Source organism: Bradyrhizobium frederickii (genome assembly GCF_004570865.1).
Classification (GTDB): Bacteria; Pseudomonadota; Alphaproteobacteria; order Rhizobiales; family Xanthobacteraceae; genus Bradyrhizobium; species Bradyrhizobium frederickii.
On the sequence record NZ_SPQS01000008.1, the window covers coordinates 33471 to 49524 of the forward strand.

The window sequence follows — 16054 nt, forward strand, 5'->3', positions numbered from 1 at the left end:
GCGGGATCATGCCTGTGACGGAATGTCCGGTCTATGACGTCGATCTCTACGCCGACGACGTCCTGCGCCAACCTTATCGGCACTATCGCGCGTTGCGCGATCTGGGGGCAGCCGTTTGGCTCCCGCGCAACGGGCTCTACGCGGTCGGCCGTTTTGAGGACGTCCGTGCAGCCTTGCGCAATTCCGGCCTGTTCTCCTCGGCCGAGGGCGTTGCCGCCAACGATCATGTCAACGAGATGTCGAGAGGCACGACGCTCGCGAGCGATGCGCCTTTGCACGATCGCTTGCGTGCGATCATCGCAGCTCCCTTGCTGCCGAGAGCGCTGGAGGAGATCGGACCCGAGATCAGGGCGGAGGCGCGGCGACTCGTCGAGGATCTCGTGAGCCGGGGGCGGTTCGACGCCGTGACGGATCTGGCGCAGCATCTGCCGCTGACCATCGTATCCAAGCTCGTGGGTCTGGAGGAGTATGGGCGCGGCAGCATGCTGCGATGGGCGTCAGCGACGTTCAACGTGCTCGGAGCGATGAATGATCGCGCCTGCGCGGCCATGGCCGATGTGCAGGAGATGCGTCACTATCTCGGCGGTTCCGCCATCCGCGAGCGCCTGCGGCCGGGCAGCTGGGGCGACAGGATTTTCGCGGCCGCGGACCGTGGAGAGATCGAGCCCGAGCGTTGCCCGGTGCTGATGCGCGATTATCTGGGGCCGAGCCTCGACACGACGATCTTTGCGACGGCGAACCTGATCCTGTTGTTCGGCAAACATCCCGATCAATGGGAGCTTGTGCGGCAGGACCCCGCCTTGATCCCGGGCGCGATCAACGAAGCATTGCGCCTGGAATCTCCGATACGGGGATTCACCCGCCATCTGACCGATCACGCGACGATCGGGGACATTAGTGTCCCGAAGGCCAGTCGCGTGCTGCTGCTCTACGCATCGGCCAATCGCGACGAGCGGAAGTGGCAGGATCCGGAGCGCTTCGACGTGCGTCGGCGTGCCAGCGATCATCTCGGGTTCGGCAATGGCAGCCACATGTGCGCGGGCCTGCATCTGGCCCGGTTGGAGATGACCGCGCTGCTCGAAGTTCTGGTCGAGAAGGTCCGGCACTTCGATATCGGCGAGCCCGTCCTGGCGCTCAACAACGTGTTGCGGGGCCTGGCATCCTTGCCGGTGCGGGTGAGCTAAAGCGCGATGCGATTAGGATGAATCGTCATCGCGCTTTAGGTTATTGTTTAAGCATGATCTTTTCGGAAAACCGCTGCGCACTTTTCCGGATCATGCTTTAGGCGCCGACCGGGATCGCCTCGGAGGTATCGCGCATCGGGCCGACAAACTGCGCAATCGCGTCCTCGATCGCCAATGCCGAGCGAATCCAGATGATGGAGATGCAGCCGAACACCGCGCCGCCCCGCACGATCGGCACGGCGATCGACGCGGTCTTCGCATTGTACTCTCCCTCGCTGCGGATGGCGTAGCCGCGCGATTGCGTCTCGGCAATCATGCGGTCGAGCCGACCTGCCTCGAGGAAGGGGCGGTCGTCCGCCTCGTCGATGCGGCGCAGGTGATTGAGGATCAACTCGCGCTCGTGGTCGGGGCAGGCGGCGAGATAGGCGCGGCCGGCCGAGGTGCGCAGCATCGGCAGGCGCTTGCCGATCATGCCGCGGTCGATCGAGAGCGGGCTGCGTGCGTGAGTGGTCTCCTGCACGACCATCGCGGCGTTCTCATATGTGGAGAGATCGACCGGCCAGATCAGGGTCTTGCTGAGCTCGGCGAGATAGGGTGCCGCCGCCTGGCAGATCACGACGCCGGGATCGTAGCCGTCGCCGAGGCTCAGCGCCCGCCGGGTCACGCGAAAACGGTCGTCGCTGGCGCTGCGGGCGATGTAGCCGAGTTCCTCCAGGGTTTCGAGCAGGCGATAGACCGTGGGGCGGGGCAGGTCGAGCGCGCGGGCGACGTCGCCGGCACGGATGCCGCCGGAGCGGTTGACCTCCCGCAGCACGTCGAGCCCGCGCTTGAAGGCGCGGACGCCTTCCGACTGCCGCGGCGCCCTCGGCCCCGTCCGCTCCTTGGACACTTCGCATTTCCTCCCTTGTGGTGCACGGTCCCGCGATTATCGTTGCGAGCGCGAAGCGATTGCGGAACGCCACCGTAGGATCGTGCGCGGCCGGTATCAAGTTCGCCGCATTGCGGCACACGCGATGCCTTCGGGAGGACTTCGATGGAAATCACCGCGCTCGGCTATATCGGAATCAATTCATCGCAGCTCGACCAATGGGGCCGGATGGCTACGGGGCTGCTCGGCATGCAGCAGGTCGACCGCGGCGGCAAGATGCGCGCCTTCCGGATGGACGATCGCAAGCAGCGGCTGATCGTCGATGGCAGCAGCGATGCCGGCCTTGCTGTGATGGGGTGGGAAGTTCCCTCGCGCACCGAACTTGACCGTCTCGCCGGCCGGCTGGAAAGCCACGGCGTCAAGGTGACGCCTGGATCGCGCGCGCTTGCCGATGAGCGGCATGTCACCGAGCTGATCTCGTTCGCCGATCCGGCGGGCAATCGGCTCGAGGCCTTCTGCAAGCCGGAGCTTGCGACCGAGCCCTTCAGGCCGGGCCGGCCGATCTCGGGTTTTCGCACCGGCGCGCTGGGCATGGGGCACGTCGTGCTCAATGTGGAGGATGTCGAACTGCTCTTGCCGTTCTATCGCGACGTGCTCGGCTTTCACGTCTCCGATTTCGGCCTGAAGCCCTATGGGCTGTACTTCTTCCACATCAACGGCCGCCACCACAGCTTTGCGATGGTCGGCTCCGGGCGGAAAGCGATGCATCATTTCATGGTCGAGCTCGGCAGCCTCGACGATGTCGGTCAGGGCTACGACCTGGCGCAGCTGGACGAGGGCCGCGTCGCCTACACGCTGGGCCGGCATACCAACGATCACATGACGTCGTTCTACGTGAACACGCCCTCCGGCTTCTTCATCGAATATGGCTGGGGCGGGCGCGTGATCGATCCTGAGACCTGGCAGCCGCACGAGACCTTCGACGGGCCGTCGCTGTGGGGCCATGAGCGGCTCCATATGCCGGAAGAGCAGCGCAAGCGCTTGCGCGACATGCGGCTGGATGCGGCCGCCCGTGGCGTTCGCGTCGCCGATCCGCGCGTGCCGCCGCTGAACTGCGCGTGGCTGGACCAGGTGGTCGCGCGCGAATGATCCGCGGTGGCGCGAGGACGATCAGGCCTCGCCGAGATCGGGCTCCGTCAGCAGGCCCTGGCGGAGCGCGAGGCGGACCAGTTCGATGTCGGAGCCGACGCCGAGCTTGTCCTTGATCAGCGAATGCAGGTTCGCCACCGTCTTCGGGCTGACATGGAGCGTTCCGGCGATCTCGTCCGTCGTCTTCTCGGCGAGCAGCAGCCGCAGCACCTCGAACTCGCGGGCGGTGAGGACGTCGGCGGCCGAGCTTTCGCCGCCGAGCCGGCTTAGCGCGAGCTCGTGGTCGATGTCGGGACTGATGGCGATCTTGCCGGCGAGCACGTCCATCACGGCGCGCACCAGGGTTTCCGGCGGGCTGGTCTTGGTGACGTAACCCCTGGCACCAGCGCGGATCGCCTGCACCGCGAAACCTGCATTCTGGTGCATGGTGAAGATGAGGATCCTTGCACCCTTGTCCCATTGCCTGATCCGCCTGACCGTCTCGATGCCGCCGATGCCGGGCATGCTCAAATCCATGATGACGAGATCGGGCGCCTCCAATTTGTACAGCCGGTAGGCCTCGGCGCCGTCGGCCGCTTCGGCAATGACGCGCAGGCCCGGCTGCTTCTGGAGCACCGAGCGATAACCCTCCCGGACGACGGAATGGTCGTCGACCAGCAGGATCGACGCATCGGCCGCGCTCATGCCGCATGCTCCAGCACCTGCGGCCCGGTGCCGGCGAGCGGAATGACGACGCGCAGCGCCGAGCCGCCGTTGGGGCCGACTTCGAAGCTCATCCGGCCGCGCAAGGCGGCCACGCGCTCGCGCATGCCGAGCAGGCCCATGCCGGATTTGCTCGAGGCATCGCCGGGGCGGCCGTCGTCATCGATCGCCAGTGCGATCTCCTCTCCGGCCATCGTCAAATGGACCCCGACCTTGGTGGCGCCGGCATGCTTGGCGGCGTTCGTGAGCGCCTCCTGCACGATGCGGTAGAGATTGGCGCTGATCGCGGCGGGCAGGGTCTCGAGCGCGCCGTCGAACTGGATCGTGAAGCGCGTCTCGCCGCGGCTGCGGCCGTTCCAGCCGGCGACGAGGCCTTCCAGGCTCGCAACGAGGCCGAGCTCCTCGACGTCGGGCGGCCGTAGCCGGAACAACGCGCCGCGCAGCGTCTCCATCATGCCGGTCGCGGTTCGTGCGATGCCGTCGCATTCGGACAGCAAAGCAGGGCAGTCCTGCGCCGCGGTGTGGCGGGCAGAGGAGGCCAGCGCGCGGATGGCGGCCAGCGACTGACCGAACTCGTCGTGCAGCTCGCGGGCGAGATGGCGGCGCTCATCGTCCTGCAGCGCGATCAGCTTGCGCGTCAGCTCGCTGCGTTCGGCCAGCGCATTGTCGAGGCTTTCGGCGAGATGGTTGAAGCCGTCGCGGATCGCGGACAGTTCGGCGAGATCGAACGGCGGCAGCCGCGCCGTGAGGTCGTTGGCCGCGATCCGTTCGAGGCCGGTGCAGATCAGGCGGGTCGGGCGCAGCGCGCGTGCCAGCGCGGCGTAGACCAGGAGGCACAACAGCGGCAGCGCGATCGCAAGCGCGATCGTCAGACGGCCGGCGTCGTGCCAGGCCTCCGCCGTCCGCACCGCCGGATCGACCGACACCACGATCTCGCCGAGCTTGGCTCCGCGCACCATCACGGGCCGTGCGGCCTCGCGGCCCGGATCGAACAGGCTGCGATAGAAGGCCGCGAAGGCCTGCGGCGGCGGGCTCGCCGGGGCCGGCGCACCGCTGCAGAAGCGCTGGAGCATCTCGCCGCTCGCACCGCGGAATGCCAGGCACAGGCCGGGCGTCATCACATAGGCCGCGACGGGGTCAAGGTTGGGAAAGTCCGAGCGCGGACCGGGCAGCCATTGGATCTTGCCTTGTTGCAGCTCCAGCGACTTCGCCACGATCGCGGCGATGCCGTCGATGCGGGCATGGGCGTCGCGGTCGGCGGCGATCAGGAAATAGGCGGAGATCGCGGTGAAGCAGGCGGCGGTTATGGCGGCCACGCGCAACGTCAGACGGACCTTGAGATCGAATCTCGGGCGGTTCCACATAGGGCACCTTGCGCGAACGGTTTTGTCGCCTCCGCATTAAACGGCAGAACGCCGGCCGCGGAAAGCGCCGCGCGTTACCGCAGTGCAACGTCGTGAAATTTTCCCGGGGCTCGCCGGGACGGTCGCCGTTGCAGAGGCCTCGGCCTGCCGCCGAGATTTGCCAACCGCTTGTTCTGGCGAGGCCCTTCTCATGCACTTTTCCCGCTTGATCCTTGCTGCTGTTCTCCTCTTCGTCCTGCCTTGCTCGCCAGTTGCCGCAGAGGCCGCCATGGGCGTTGCCATGGAGGATTTCAGCTATACCGACACATCCGCCGAGCCGACCAACCAGATTGCTGCCCACGAACGCCGCCTTCAGGCATTCATGGCCGCGCTCAGGCGGGATATCGGCGAGGGTGGGCGCTATCGGCTGGTGCCCTCTGCCGAGGACGGGGCCGCGTTCAAGATCATCGGTGGCATCCAGAAGACGAGCACGCTGGTGCAATGGGCCAAGGTCGCGGTGATCGACGTCGGCGCCAAGAGGCTTGTGATGGACAAGCTCTACAGCTTCCGCGGCGACAATGATGAAGCCTGGGAGCGCGCCGAGATCTTCGTCTCCCGCGAGATCATGGCTGCGCTCGCAGCGCCCGCGCCGATTGCGCTCGCCGTGTTCGAGTTCGAGCTCGAGGATACGACCGCAGCCTCGGTGGGCGCGTCAGCCGCGTCGGACGCATCGCACCTCGCAGAGGTCACCGGCGCGGTGCGCGAGGCGCTCGGCCAATCCGGCCGTTACCGCATCGTCGAGGTCGGCCGGGAGGCGGCGACGGCGGGTGCGCTGCGCGACTGCGGCGGTTGCGAGGCGGCCATTGCGAAGGCGCTCGGGGCCGATCAAGCGCTGATCGGCGTGGTGCGGCGGGTCAGCCGCACCGAATACACGCTCGGCTTCCAGCTGCGCGACGCCGGCACCGGGGCAGTGCTGGTGCGCGGCGACAGCGGCCTGCGCCTCGGCGCGGACTATTCCTGGAAGCGCGGCGCGGTGCGGCTGGTCAGCGACCGGCTGATCGAGAGCCAGTAGCGCGGTTCAGAACGTAAGCTGCACCTTCATCGACTGCGAGCGGTCGCTGGCGAGCTCGAAGGCGGCGACGGCGTTGTCGAACGGCATGGTGGCCGTGATCAGCGGCTTGACGTCGATCAGGCCGTCGCCCATCAGGCGCACCGCCAGCTCGAACTCGGGGTCGAAGCGGAAGGTGCCGCGGAGCTGCAATTCCTTGGCGACGATGGAGTTGATCGGCAGCGTCATCTCGCCGCCGAGGCCGAGCTGCACCAGCGTGGCGCCGGGGCGCAGCACATCGAGCGCGGTACGGAGCGCGGCCTGGTTGCCGGAGGCTTCGAACAACGTGTCGAACACGCCCTTGCCGGCGCGCCAGGGATCGAGCGCGGTGGCATCGGCCGCGACGTTGATGGCGTGACTGGCACCGAGTTTTCTCGCGACCGCAAGCGGCGCCTCGGCGACATCGGTCACCACGATCTCGGCCGCGCCGCCGAAGCGCGACACCAGAATCATCAGCGCGCCGATCGGGCCGCAGCCGGTGATCAGCACGCGCTTGCCGAGCAGGGGGCCGGCCTGCTTGCCGGCATGAAGGCAGACCGCCAGCGGCTCGGCGACCGCGGCTTCCGCGAGCGAGAGCTTGTCCGCGATCGGCACGGCTTGCGTGGCGTCGACCGTGATGAACTCACGGAAACCGCCTTGCACGTGGGGAAAGCGCATCGCGCTGCCGAGGAAGCGCATGTCGAGGCACTGGTTGCGCATGCCCTCCTGGCAATGCAGGCACTTCCCGCACGGTCTGCTCGGATTGACCGCAACGCGCGTGCCCGGCTTCACGGTGCTGACGCCGTCGCCGACATCAGCGACCACGCCGGCGATCTCATGCCCCAGCGCCATCGGCTGCTGGATGCGCACGACGCCGAAACCGCCGTGATGGTAGTAATGCAGGTCGGAGCCGCAGATGCCGCCATTGGCGATCTTGACGCGGACCTCGCCCGGGCCGGGCGCCGGATCGGGGTAGAGGTCGATCCGCAAATCCTTCGGGGCGTGAATGACGACGGCACGCATGGGCTGCTCCTGGTTCGCGGTCACATCGCGGCGATCATGCCGCCATCGACATAGATGATCTGGCCGTTGACGTAGGTGGAGGCGTCCGAGGCGAGGAAGATCGCGGCGCCCACCAGCTCGTCCGGCTTGCCCCAGCGCTTCGAGGGGATGCGGCCCATCAGCCAACTATTGAAGTCGGGATTGTTGACCAGCGCCTCGTTCATGTCGGTCAGCATGTAGCCGGGGCCGATCGCGTTGGCCTGGATGCCGTGCTGGGCCCATTCCACCGCCATCGAGCGGGTCAGGTTCTTGATGCCGCCCTTGGCCGCGGTGTACGGCGCGATGGTGGGGCGGGCGAGCTCGCTGCCGAGCGAGCCGATATTGATGATCTTGCCGTGCTTGCGCGGGATCATGCGCTTGGCCGCCTCGCGGCCGATCACGAAGGCGCTGGTGAGGTTGGTCTCGATCACCTTGCGCCATTCGTCGGTGGTGAACTCGACCAGCGGCTTGCGGTGCTGGATGCCGGCATTGTTGACGACGATGTCGATCGCGATGCCCTTTTTGTCGAAGTCGTTGAACGCGGCGACGATGGCGGGCTCGTCGGTGACGTTGAACGCGGCGCCTTCGGCCTGATGGCCGGCGGCACGGAATTCGGCGACAGCCTGCTCGACTCGCTTGGGGTCAACGCCGTTGATGATGATCCTGGCGCCGGCCTTCGCCATGCCCTCGGCGATGGCGCGGCCCAGGCCGCGAGACGAGCCGGTCACGAGCGCGGTGCGGCCGGAGAGATCGAACAGGGAGGTGCTCATGTCGGAAGTCCTTTAGACGTTGGAGCGGCGCACGGTGAGGTCGGAGCGGTCAAAGACATCAGGCAGGAGGTCGACGCCGAGGCCGGGACCCTCCATCGGATAGACGAAACCGTCCTTGATCACCGGCATCGTGGTGACGAGCTCATTGTACCAGCCCTTGTAGAAGGCGCGCACCGATTCCTGGATCAGCGTGTTGGGCTGGCTGAACGACATGTGGATGGCGGCGATGAAGCCGATCGGGCCGATGCAATCGTGCGGCGCGAAGGGCCGGTGATAGGTCTCGGCCATCGCGGCGATCTTGCGGCCTTCCGTGAGGCCGCCGGTCCAGCACAGATCGGCCATCACCACGTGCATGGCGTCGCGGTCGAGCATGTCCTTGTAGGGGAAGCGCGAGCCCAGCGTCTCGCTGGCGCAGACCCAGACGTCGGTCGAGCGGGCGTATTCGGCCAGCGCCTGCGGCGAGTTCATCCGGATCGGGTCCTCGTACCAGGTCGGTTTGTAGGGCTCGAGCGCGCGCGCGATCTGCTTGGCGGTCGGCAGGTTCCACAGCGAGTGGAGCTCGACCATGATCTCCATCCTGTCGCCGACGGCTTTGCGGATCTTCTCGAACGGCTCGATCGCCTGCTTCATCTGGGCGGCTGTGATGTAGAGCCCCTTGTTCTCCTGCGCCGCCGGATCGAACGGCCAGATCTTCATCGCCGAGATGCCGCTTTCGAGCAGGCTTTCGGCCAGCGCGTCGGCGCGGTTCATGAAGCCGTCGAGGTCTTCGTAGGGCCCCTTGGCGGCGCCGAGATTCCAGTTCGAGACCGGGCTGATATTGGTGGAGCGGACATATTGCGTGCCGGCGCAGGTGTTGTAGATGCGCTGCTTGTCACGGCACAGGCCGCCGAGCATCTGGTGCACCGGCTGATTGCAGACCTTGCCGAACAGATCCCACAGCGCGATGTCGATCGCGGAGGCCGCGCGATATTCGACGCCGGTGGAGGACTGTGCCATCGGCAGGTTGAGCATGTCGCGATGGATCGCTTCGATGTGCAGGGGATTGCGGCCGAGCAGGCGGCCGGCAAAGGTATCGTGGATCTGCGCCTCGACCGCGCCCGCGCCGTAGAAGGTTTCGCCAAGCCCGATCACACCTGTGTCGGTGTGAACGCGCACCCAGATGACGTTGGAAAATTCCTCGGTACGCAGCGTCTCGATCGACGTGATCTTCACGGCAATTGTCCTCCCATCACAGACGTCGCGCGTCCGTCGTCTCATTTTGCGCTGCAACATGTTGCAGGCCGTGCGGGAGTCTTACGCCGGCTTGTAATATATCACAACATGTTTTAAGGCTCGCACAAACAGGGCGCCATCCAGCAACGAGAGCGCGGGCCGACGGGAGAGAACGACATGGCAAAGCGCAAGCGCGCGCTCGAGGTGGTGAGAAACGACGACGACGGCGAGGGCAAGCTCTCGCGGCGCAACCGGCTCAATTTCTTCGAGCTGGCCTACCAGAAGATCGAAGAGCTCCTTGTTCACTGCGAGCTCAAGCCCGGACAATTCATGACGATGCTGGAATTGCAGCACATCACCGGCTTCGGGCGCACACCGGTGCATCACGCCGTCAATCGCCTCTCGGCCGATACCCTGATCATCATCCGGCCCCGTCACGGCCTGCACGTCGCGCCGATCGATCTGGCGCGCGAGCGCATGCTGCTGGGGCTGCGCCGCGACATGGAGCGTTTCGTGATCCGCCTCGCCGCCGATCGCGCCAGCCTGTCGCATCGCAATCAGGCGCTGCATATCGAGCGGCTGCTGCGCGAGCGCCGCGCCAGTCTGACCCTCGACGAATTCAATCATATCGACCGCCGCATCGACGCGCTGGTGCTGGAGGCGGCCGGCGAGCCGTTCCTGGTGCACACGATGCGGCCGCTGCACACGCTGTATCGGCGCATCGGCTACATCCACCATCGCTTCATGCCGGGGCAGGCGGATCTGTCAGGCACGATCGATCATCATCTCGCCATTCTCGCGGCCGTTGCCAACCGCCGCGTCGAGGACGCGGTGAGGGCGAGCGACGCTCTGATCGACTACATGGGCGAGATGTTCACGGGCATGGAGGCCGGGATCGACCCGCGCCTGCTCGATTGCAGCATCGAGCCGCTGCTCGGCGCGTAGAGAGTTTCGAAGAGAGGACCCAAGAAAATGTCAACGATGGCAATGCCACAACCGACCGCGAGCGAAGCCGCGGTCCGCTACCTCATCACGAACTACAGCCCCAAGGGCAACAAGGTCGGCTGGCTGATGATGGCCTCGATCCTGGTCGAGGCCTGGGATCTCTATTCGATCGCCTTCGTGCTGATCTTCATCAAGGAACAGTATAACCCCACTGCACTGATGCTCGGGCTTGCTGCGGCCGGCACGCAGGGCGGCGCGCTGATCGGCGCACTGCTCGGCGGCTGGCTCTCCGACAAGATCGGCCGCCGCGTCATGTTCCTGGCCACGATGGTGCTGTTCATCGTGCTGGCCCTGGCGCAGGCCTTCGTGCCCGATATCACCTGGCTGATCGTGATCCGTTTCCTGCTCGGTATTCCGCTCGGCTCGGACATCTCGACCGGCTACACCTACATCATGGAATCCATGGCCAAGGGTGAGCGCGAGGTCATGGGCAACCGCTGGCAGTTCATGTTCGCGGTCGGCGAGGTCCTCACCATCGGCGTCATCGTGATCTTCCTCCTGATCGACATGAACCACGAGATGCTGTGGCGGGTGACGCTCGGCCTCGGCGCGGTGCCGGCGCTGATCATCCTGATCATGCGGCACGACGTGCCGGAGACGGCGGTATGGCTGGTGCAGAAGGGCCGCTACCGCGAGGCCAAGCAGGTCGCGCGCGAGATGTTCAACGACAATCTCGACATGCTGCCGGACCGGGACGTCGAAGTGCCGAAGGTCTCGACCCGCGCATTCCTCGCCGATCTCAGGAAGGATCCGATCCGCTGGCGTGCGACGATCTACGGCTGGATCGCCTGCTTCGTGCAGGCCAGCGAGTTCTCGACCTTCGCGTTCTATCTGCCGGTCCTGTTCGTCATGGTCGGCGTGTCGAGCGTGCTCGGCATCAATCTGGTGACGATGGCGCTGTTCTCCTTCGCCGCATTGTCGGGCTGGGTCGGTCCGCTGCTGACGCCGAAGATCGGCCACCGCGGCATCTCGATCGCGGGCTTCTCGATCGTGCTGGCCGCGCTGCTGGTCGCGGCCTTCGCGCTCTACACCGACAACAAGATCCTGCTGCCGTTCGCGGCCGCTGCGATGTTGTGGGGCCATTATTGGGACGCGTCGAACTGCATGACGATCCCGACCATGGTCGCCAAGCCCAAATATCGCGGCACCGCGAGCGGCTTCGCCTACATGTTCGTGAAGCTGCCGTCGTTCCTGGCGATCTTCCTGTTTCCGACGGTGTTCGCCGCGATCGGCCAGGCCAATGCCACGCTGATGGTCGCGATCTTTCCGCTGATCGGATTGCTTGCCGCGATCTTCATCCTGCCGGAAGTCTACGGCTACGAGAACGACTGAGAAAAGCTGCCCGGTCGCGGCGTCGGCGCCGCGATCGGGAGATATTTTCGGAGTGCTGCGCGCCGGCGACTACGGACCCAAGAAGACCGGATCGATTCCCGTGCCATGGCCGAGCAGGCCGATCGCCTGAAGCTGGGCCGAGTGGAGGTCGATCTCCACGATGGCGAACAGGGTGAAGAGCACCAATGCGGTGATGACCAGCAGGGGGTGGGCCGTCTCGGCGCCGCTCTCGCTCGCTGCGGTGAGGCGCCGGAACGCGCGGCGCAGAAGGGAGCCCTGCGGCAACGCCTTCGATTGGATTGGCATGATGAACCTTCCTTGCCGCGCGATATCCATCCGATTTGCGCGACACTCGATTCTTAGCCACGGCGCCGCCACCGGCATTGACGCACCGCAAACAGCTTGCACTTCATTTCGAAAGTTGGGCCTTACCTGATGGCCGCCGCCAGCGCCCCGATCAATGCGGGCGGCGTCACCAGGAGGCCGAGCTTGAGGAACGGCCAGGCGCCGACCTCGATCTTTTCCCTGCGGAGCGCGACCAGCCAGAGGATGGTGGCGAGCGATCCGGTGACCGACAGATTGGGGCCGAGGTCGACGCCGATCAGGATGGCGCTGACGACGGGTGCGGGCAAATGATCGGCGGCGGCGACCGAGCCGGCGACGAGGCCGACCGGCAGGTTGTTGGCGATGTTGTCGGCGAGCGCGGTCGCAATGCCGACGCTCCAGGCCGCCTGGGGAGCCGATTGCGCCACCGCCTGGTGCAGCAGTGCGCTGAGCTGCGCGATCACGCCGGTCCTGATCAGCGCTTCCACCATGACGAAGAGCCCGCCGACCAGCGGCAGCACGCTCCAGGATACGCCCCGCAGCACCGGCAAAGGCGACTGCCTGCTGAGCAGCAGCACGATTGCGGCCGTCACGCCGCCGCAGATGAAGGTCGGCAGGCCCAGTTGCTTGTCCAGCGCCGACGCCGTGACCAGCACGACGCCGATCGCGACGATGCCGACGGCCGTCAGCTTGCCGCCGCGGCCGAGCTTGGGATGCGGCACGCGGCGCGCAATCGTTTCCTCCTTCAGCGCGCGGTGCTGGGTCAGGCGCAGCAGGATGTAGGTCAGCAGGATCGAGGCCATTGATGGCAGCGCGAACAGGCGCAGCCATTCGGTCAGCGGCGGCATGCGCGCGCCGAACACGACGAGATTGGCCGGATTGGAGATCGGCAGCACGAAGCTCGCGGCATTGGCGATGAAGGCGCAAACGAAGAGATAGGGCAGCGGCTTTGCGCCGGCCGCGCGCGTCGCGGCATAGACGGCGGGCGTCAGCACGATCGCGGTGGCGTCGTTGGAGAGCAGCACCGTCACGAGCGTGCCGACGAGATAGATCAGCAGGAACAGCCGCTGAGGCGAGCCGGCCGCGTATTCCACCGCGAGCGCGGCGAGATAGTCGAACAGGCCCTCGAGCCGCGCGAGCTCGGCGATCAGCATCATGCCGATCAGGAAGAGGTAGACGTCGAGGCCCTTTTCGATTCCAGTGAGCGCGTCCTGCCATGGCAGCAGGCCGAGTAGCACCAGCGCGCTTGCGCCGATCACGGCCCAGACCGCCTCGGGCAGGCGAAACGGACGGATGATGACGCCTGCGGTCGCGACGACGATGATGCTCCAGGCCCAGATGGCGTCAGACGGCGGGGTCGGCAAGTCGATCTCCAAAATCCGCCCCTGACTACCGTGCCCGGGACTGATCCGCCAGCCTCAATAGGGCGCCGCCCATGTGGCGGGCAAAACCTGCAAAACCCGGATCGGCGCGCGCTTGAGGCGCGCGTGTCCGGGACGACAGCGGTCTGGCTGGCTCACATCTACCGCGCCACCGACAGCTTCTCCGTGATCGCCTTGCGCAGGATGCGCGACAGCGATTCCACCGAATACGGCTTCTGGATCAGTTCGAAACCGCGATGGGCGTTTTCGGCGAGCACGTTGCTGTAGCCGGAGGTGAGCACCACGGGCAGGCCGGGATAGCGCTCGCGGATGATGCCGGCGAGCTCGACGCCGTTCATGCCGGGCATGATGACGTCGGAGAAGACGAGGTCGACGGCGAATTCGTTCTCGCCGAGGATGGCAAGGGCCGCATTGGCGTTGGCGACGCGGCGGACGACATAGCCGAGATCTTCCAGCAGCTCGGTCGAGAACTGACCGACATCGTCATTGTCCTCGACCACGAGCACGCGGTAGCCGCGCCCGGTGGTGGCGGCTTCGTGGGTCAGCGCCGCGGCTTCCTTCTCGGCGACAGGGCTCTGTGCCTGCGGCAGGTAGATGGTGAAGGTGGCGCCTTTGCCTTGCATGCTCGTCACCGCGATGTCGCCCTCGGACTGCTTCGCGAAGCCGAAGGCCTGGCTGAGGCCGAGGCCCGTACCCTTGCCGACCTCCTTGGTGGTGAAGAACGGCTCGAAGATCGATTCGAGATGTTCCGGCGCGATGCCGCTGCCGGTGTCGGCAACGGAGATGGCGACGTAGTCGCCGCCGCGCGCAGACTGCGCGCGCAGGCTGGGGATGCCGGAGACCTTGCGCACGGCGATGGTGAGGCGGCCTTCGCCGTCCATGGCGTCGCGGGCATTGATGGCGAGATTGATCAGCGCGGTCTCGAACTGGGCGATGTCGGCGACGGTGAAGCAGTCGGCGTCGTGAATCTCCACCGCGATGTCGATACGGCCGCCGACCAGCGGCCGGACCAGTTGCGCGACGGCCTCGACCTGGCTGCTGACGTTAAATATCTGGGGCTTCAGCGGCTGCCGGCGCGCGAACGCCAGGAGCTGCGCGGTCAGCTTGGAAGCGCGTTCGACCGTCTCGGAGATGGCATCGACATAGCGGCGGCGGCGCTCTTCCGGCAGCTCGCGGCGGCGCAGGAAATCGGTGGCCGAGCGGATGATGGTGAGGAGGTTGTTGAAGTCATGGGCGACGCCGCCGGTGAGCTGGCCGATCGCTTCCATCTTCTGCGACTGCCGCAAGGCTTCCTCGCCGCGGCGCCGCTCGGTGATGTCGACGGCCTCGGGCACGGCGCCGGTGATGTTGCCCTGGCGGTCGAGCACGGGGCGCATGCCGAAGTCGAAATCGCGCTCGCCGATGGGAAGGCGCAGGCGCATCTCCAGCCGCACGGGCTCGCCCTTGAGCACGGTGTCGAAGGCCTCGCGCACGGCGGCGCTCATGCCCTCGGTGCCGGTGAACCAGGGCGTGTCCCAGAACGGCTTTCCGATCACGTCCGCGGCGCTCGCCTTGATGCCGTCGAGCGCGGTGCGGTTGGCATAGAGCAATTCGCCCTCGAGGTTGACCAGGCCCTGATATTGGTTGCTGGTGGCCAGGATGGCGCGGAGCCGGGACTCGTTGGACTCGAGCTCGGCAGTGCGCTCGGCGATGCGCTGTTCCAGCGTCTCGTTAAGTTGTCGCAGCTCGATCTCGGCCTGCTTGGCGACGGTGATGTCGTGGGCCACGCCGATGAAGCCGATATGCTTGCCGGTCGGATCCCAACGCGGCTGCGATTCCGAGCGCAGCCAGCGCCATTCGCCGCTGGCGTTCCTGTAACGCGCTTCCAGCACGAAGGGCTTGAGCGACGCTTCGCCCTCAACGGATTGCTGCAGCACGTGCGGCAGGTCGTCGGGATGCAGCACCTTGCGCCAGTCGAAGTCGATGGCCTGATCGTAGGGCAGGCCGACGAAGTCGACATAGGCCTGGTTGGCGAAGGAGCGCTTGCGGTCGAGCTTGGTCACCCAGATCGGCACCGGCGCGCTGTCGGCGATCAGGCGGAAGCGCTCCTCGCTCTCGCGCAGGGTCTCGCGGGCGAGCATCTGATCGGTGACGTCGATATGGGCGCCGACGAGGCGGTTGGCGCGGCCATCCTTGTCGCGTTCGATCTTGGCGACGACCCGGATCCAGCGGGTCTCGCCGTCATTGGGGCGGATGATGCGATATTCCGCCGTGTAGTCCTCGCTGGTGCCGGCGAGCGCATCGATGAAGTGCTTGACGGCGGCGTCGCGGTCGTCGGGATGGAGACGATTGACCCAATCCTCGTGCGACTCCTGGGCAGCTTCCGACGGCAGGCCATGGATGATCAGATACTCAGGCGAACGGCGATTCTTGAAGCCCTCGCGAAAGTCGACTTCGACGCCGCCGACCTTGCCGATGCGCTGGATGCGTGCCAGCTCGGCCTCGCGCTCCTGGAGCGCGCGATAGGCGTTGTCGCGCTCGCGCGCGACGTCTTCGAGGTGCTGGCGCAGCCTTTCGGCGGCGATGGTCTCGGGCAAGGGATCATTCAAGGCATCGGCCGTTGTCATGCGGGAGCGCACGTGCCGGACCGATATTCACACAGACGGAGCGTGATGG

14 protein-coding genes are annotated in these 16054 nt (G+C 66.2%); 5 read left to right on the forward strand and 9 right to left on the reverse strand.

The features are described from left to right. Positions 1–8: 8 nt before the first annotated feature. On the forward strand, positions 9–1184 hold the full coding sequence (locus E4K64_RS15330) for a cytochrome P450 (RefSeq protein ID WP_135164278.1): 1176 nt from the start codon (positions 9–11) through the stop codon (positions 1182–1184). A 97-nt stretch (positions 1185–1281) separates the two neighbouring features. Here E4K64_RS15330 and E4K64_RS15335 read toward each other — a convergent pair whose 3' ends face one another. Continuing rightward, positions 1282–2073, reverse strand: coding sequence for a DNA-binding transcriptional regulator (locus tag E4K64_RS15335; RefSeq protein WP_135164279.1), 792 nt, complete (start codon positions 2071–2073; stop codon positions 1282–1284). Positions 2074–2217: 144 nt separating this feature from the next. On the opposite strand from E4K64_RS15335, the gene E4K64_RS15340 reads away from it, so the two are divergent. After that, complete coding sequence (locus E4K64_RS15340; protein ID WP_167772026.1) at positions 2218–3201, forward strand: VOC family protein; 984 nt, start codon at positions 2218–2220, stop codon at positions 3199–3201. Positions 3202–3222: 21 nt separating this feature from the next. Here E4K64_RS15340 and E4K64_RS15345 read toward each other — a convergent pair whose 3' ends face one another. Then, positions 3223–3885, reverse strand: coding sequence for a response regulator (locus E4K64_RS15345; protein ID WP_135164280.1), 663 nt, complete (start codon positions 3883–3885; stop codon positions 3223–3225). After that, positions 3882–5267 carry a sensor histidine kinase gene (locus E4K64_RS15350; protein ID WP_135164281.1) on the reverse strand — a complete coding sequence of 462 codons (1386 nt, stop codon included), beginning with the start codon at positions 5265–5267 and terminating at the stop codon, positions 3882–3884. The genes E4K64_RS15345 and E4K64_RS15350 overlap by 4 nt, the downstream gene beginning before the upstream one ends. Before the next feature lie 190 nt (positions 5268–5457). On the opposite strand from E4K64_RS15350, the gene E4K64_RS15355 reads away from it, so the two are divergent. Further along, positions 5458–6318, forward strand: a complete 861-nt coding sequence (locus E4K64_RS15355; RefSeq protein WP_135164282.1) for a DUF3280 domain-containing protein — start codon at positions 5458–5460, stop codon at positions 6316–6318. A 6-nt stretch (positions 6319–6324) separates the two neighbouring features. Here E4K64_RS15355 and E4K64_RS15360 read toward each other — a convergent pair whose 3' ends face one another. From E4K64_RS15360 to E4K64_RS15370, 3 genes are read right to left on the reverse strand one after another with little or no spacing between them, the layout of a single operon-like run. After that, positions 6325–7356, reverse strand: a complete 1032-nt coding sequence (locus E4K64_RS15360) for an L-idonate 5-dehydrogenase (RefSeq protein WP_135164283.1) — start codon at positions 7354–7356, stop codon at positions 6325–6327. A 20-nt stretch (positions 7357–7376) separates the two neighbouring features. Further along, entirely contained in the window at positions 7377–8144 is a 768-nt protein-coding gene (locus E4K64_RS15365; RefSeq protein WP_135164284.1) for an SDR family oxidoreductase, read from the reverse strand. A gap of 12 nt (positions 8145–8156) precedes the next feature. Further along, positions 8157–9356, reverse strand: a complete 1200-nt coding sequence (locus tag E4K64_RS15370; RefSeq protein WP_164718681.1) for a mandelate racemase/muconate lactonizing enzyme family protein — start codon at positions 9354–9356, stop codon at positions 8157–8159. 177 nt (positions 9357–9533) lie between these two features. Here E4K64_RS15370 and E4K64_RS15375 point away from each other — a divergent pair, with 177 nt between their 5' ends. Then, positions 9534–10301, forward strand: coding sequence for a GntR family transcriptional regulator (locus tag E4K64_RS15375; RefSeq protein ID WP_135164286.1), 768 nt, complete (start codon positions 9534–9536; stop codon positions 10299–10301). Positions 10302–10328: 27 nt separating this feature from the next. Next, complete coding sequence (locus tag E4K64_RS15380) at positions 10329–11693, forward strand: MFS transporter (RefSeq protein WP_135164287.1); 1365 nt, start codon at positions 10329–10331, stop codon at positions 11691–11693. Positions 11694–11762: 69 nt separating this feature from the next. Here E4K64_RS15380 and E4K64_RS15385 read toward each other — a convergent pair whose 3' ends face one another. The 3 genes from E4K64_RS15385 to E4K64_RS15395 all read right to left on the reverse strand — a co-directional run bounded on the left by E4K64_RS15385 (position 11763) and on the right by E4K64_RS15395 (position 16017). After that, on the reverse strand, positions 11763–11999 hold the full coding sequence (locus E4K64_RS15385; protein ID WP_167772027.1) for a hypothetical protein: 237 nt from the start codon (positions 11997–11999) through the stop codon (positions 11763–11765). 122 nt (positions 12000–12121) lie between these two features. Next, a complete protein-coding gene (locus E4K64_RS15390) occupies positions 12122–13381 on the reverse strand; it encodes an arsenic transporter (RefSeq protein WP_135164288.1) in 1260 nt (419 codons plus the stop codon). 158 nt (positions 13382–13539) lie between these two features. Next, positions 13540–16017: a hybrid sensor histidine kinase/response regulator gene (locus E4K64_RS15395; protein ID WP_135164289.1), complete on the reverse strand. Its 2478-nt coding sequence runs from the start codon at positions 16015–16017 to the stop codon at positions 13540–13542. Between the last annotated feature and the right edge of the window lie 37 nt (positions 16018–16054).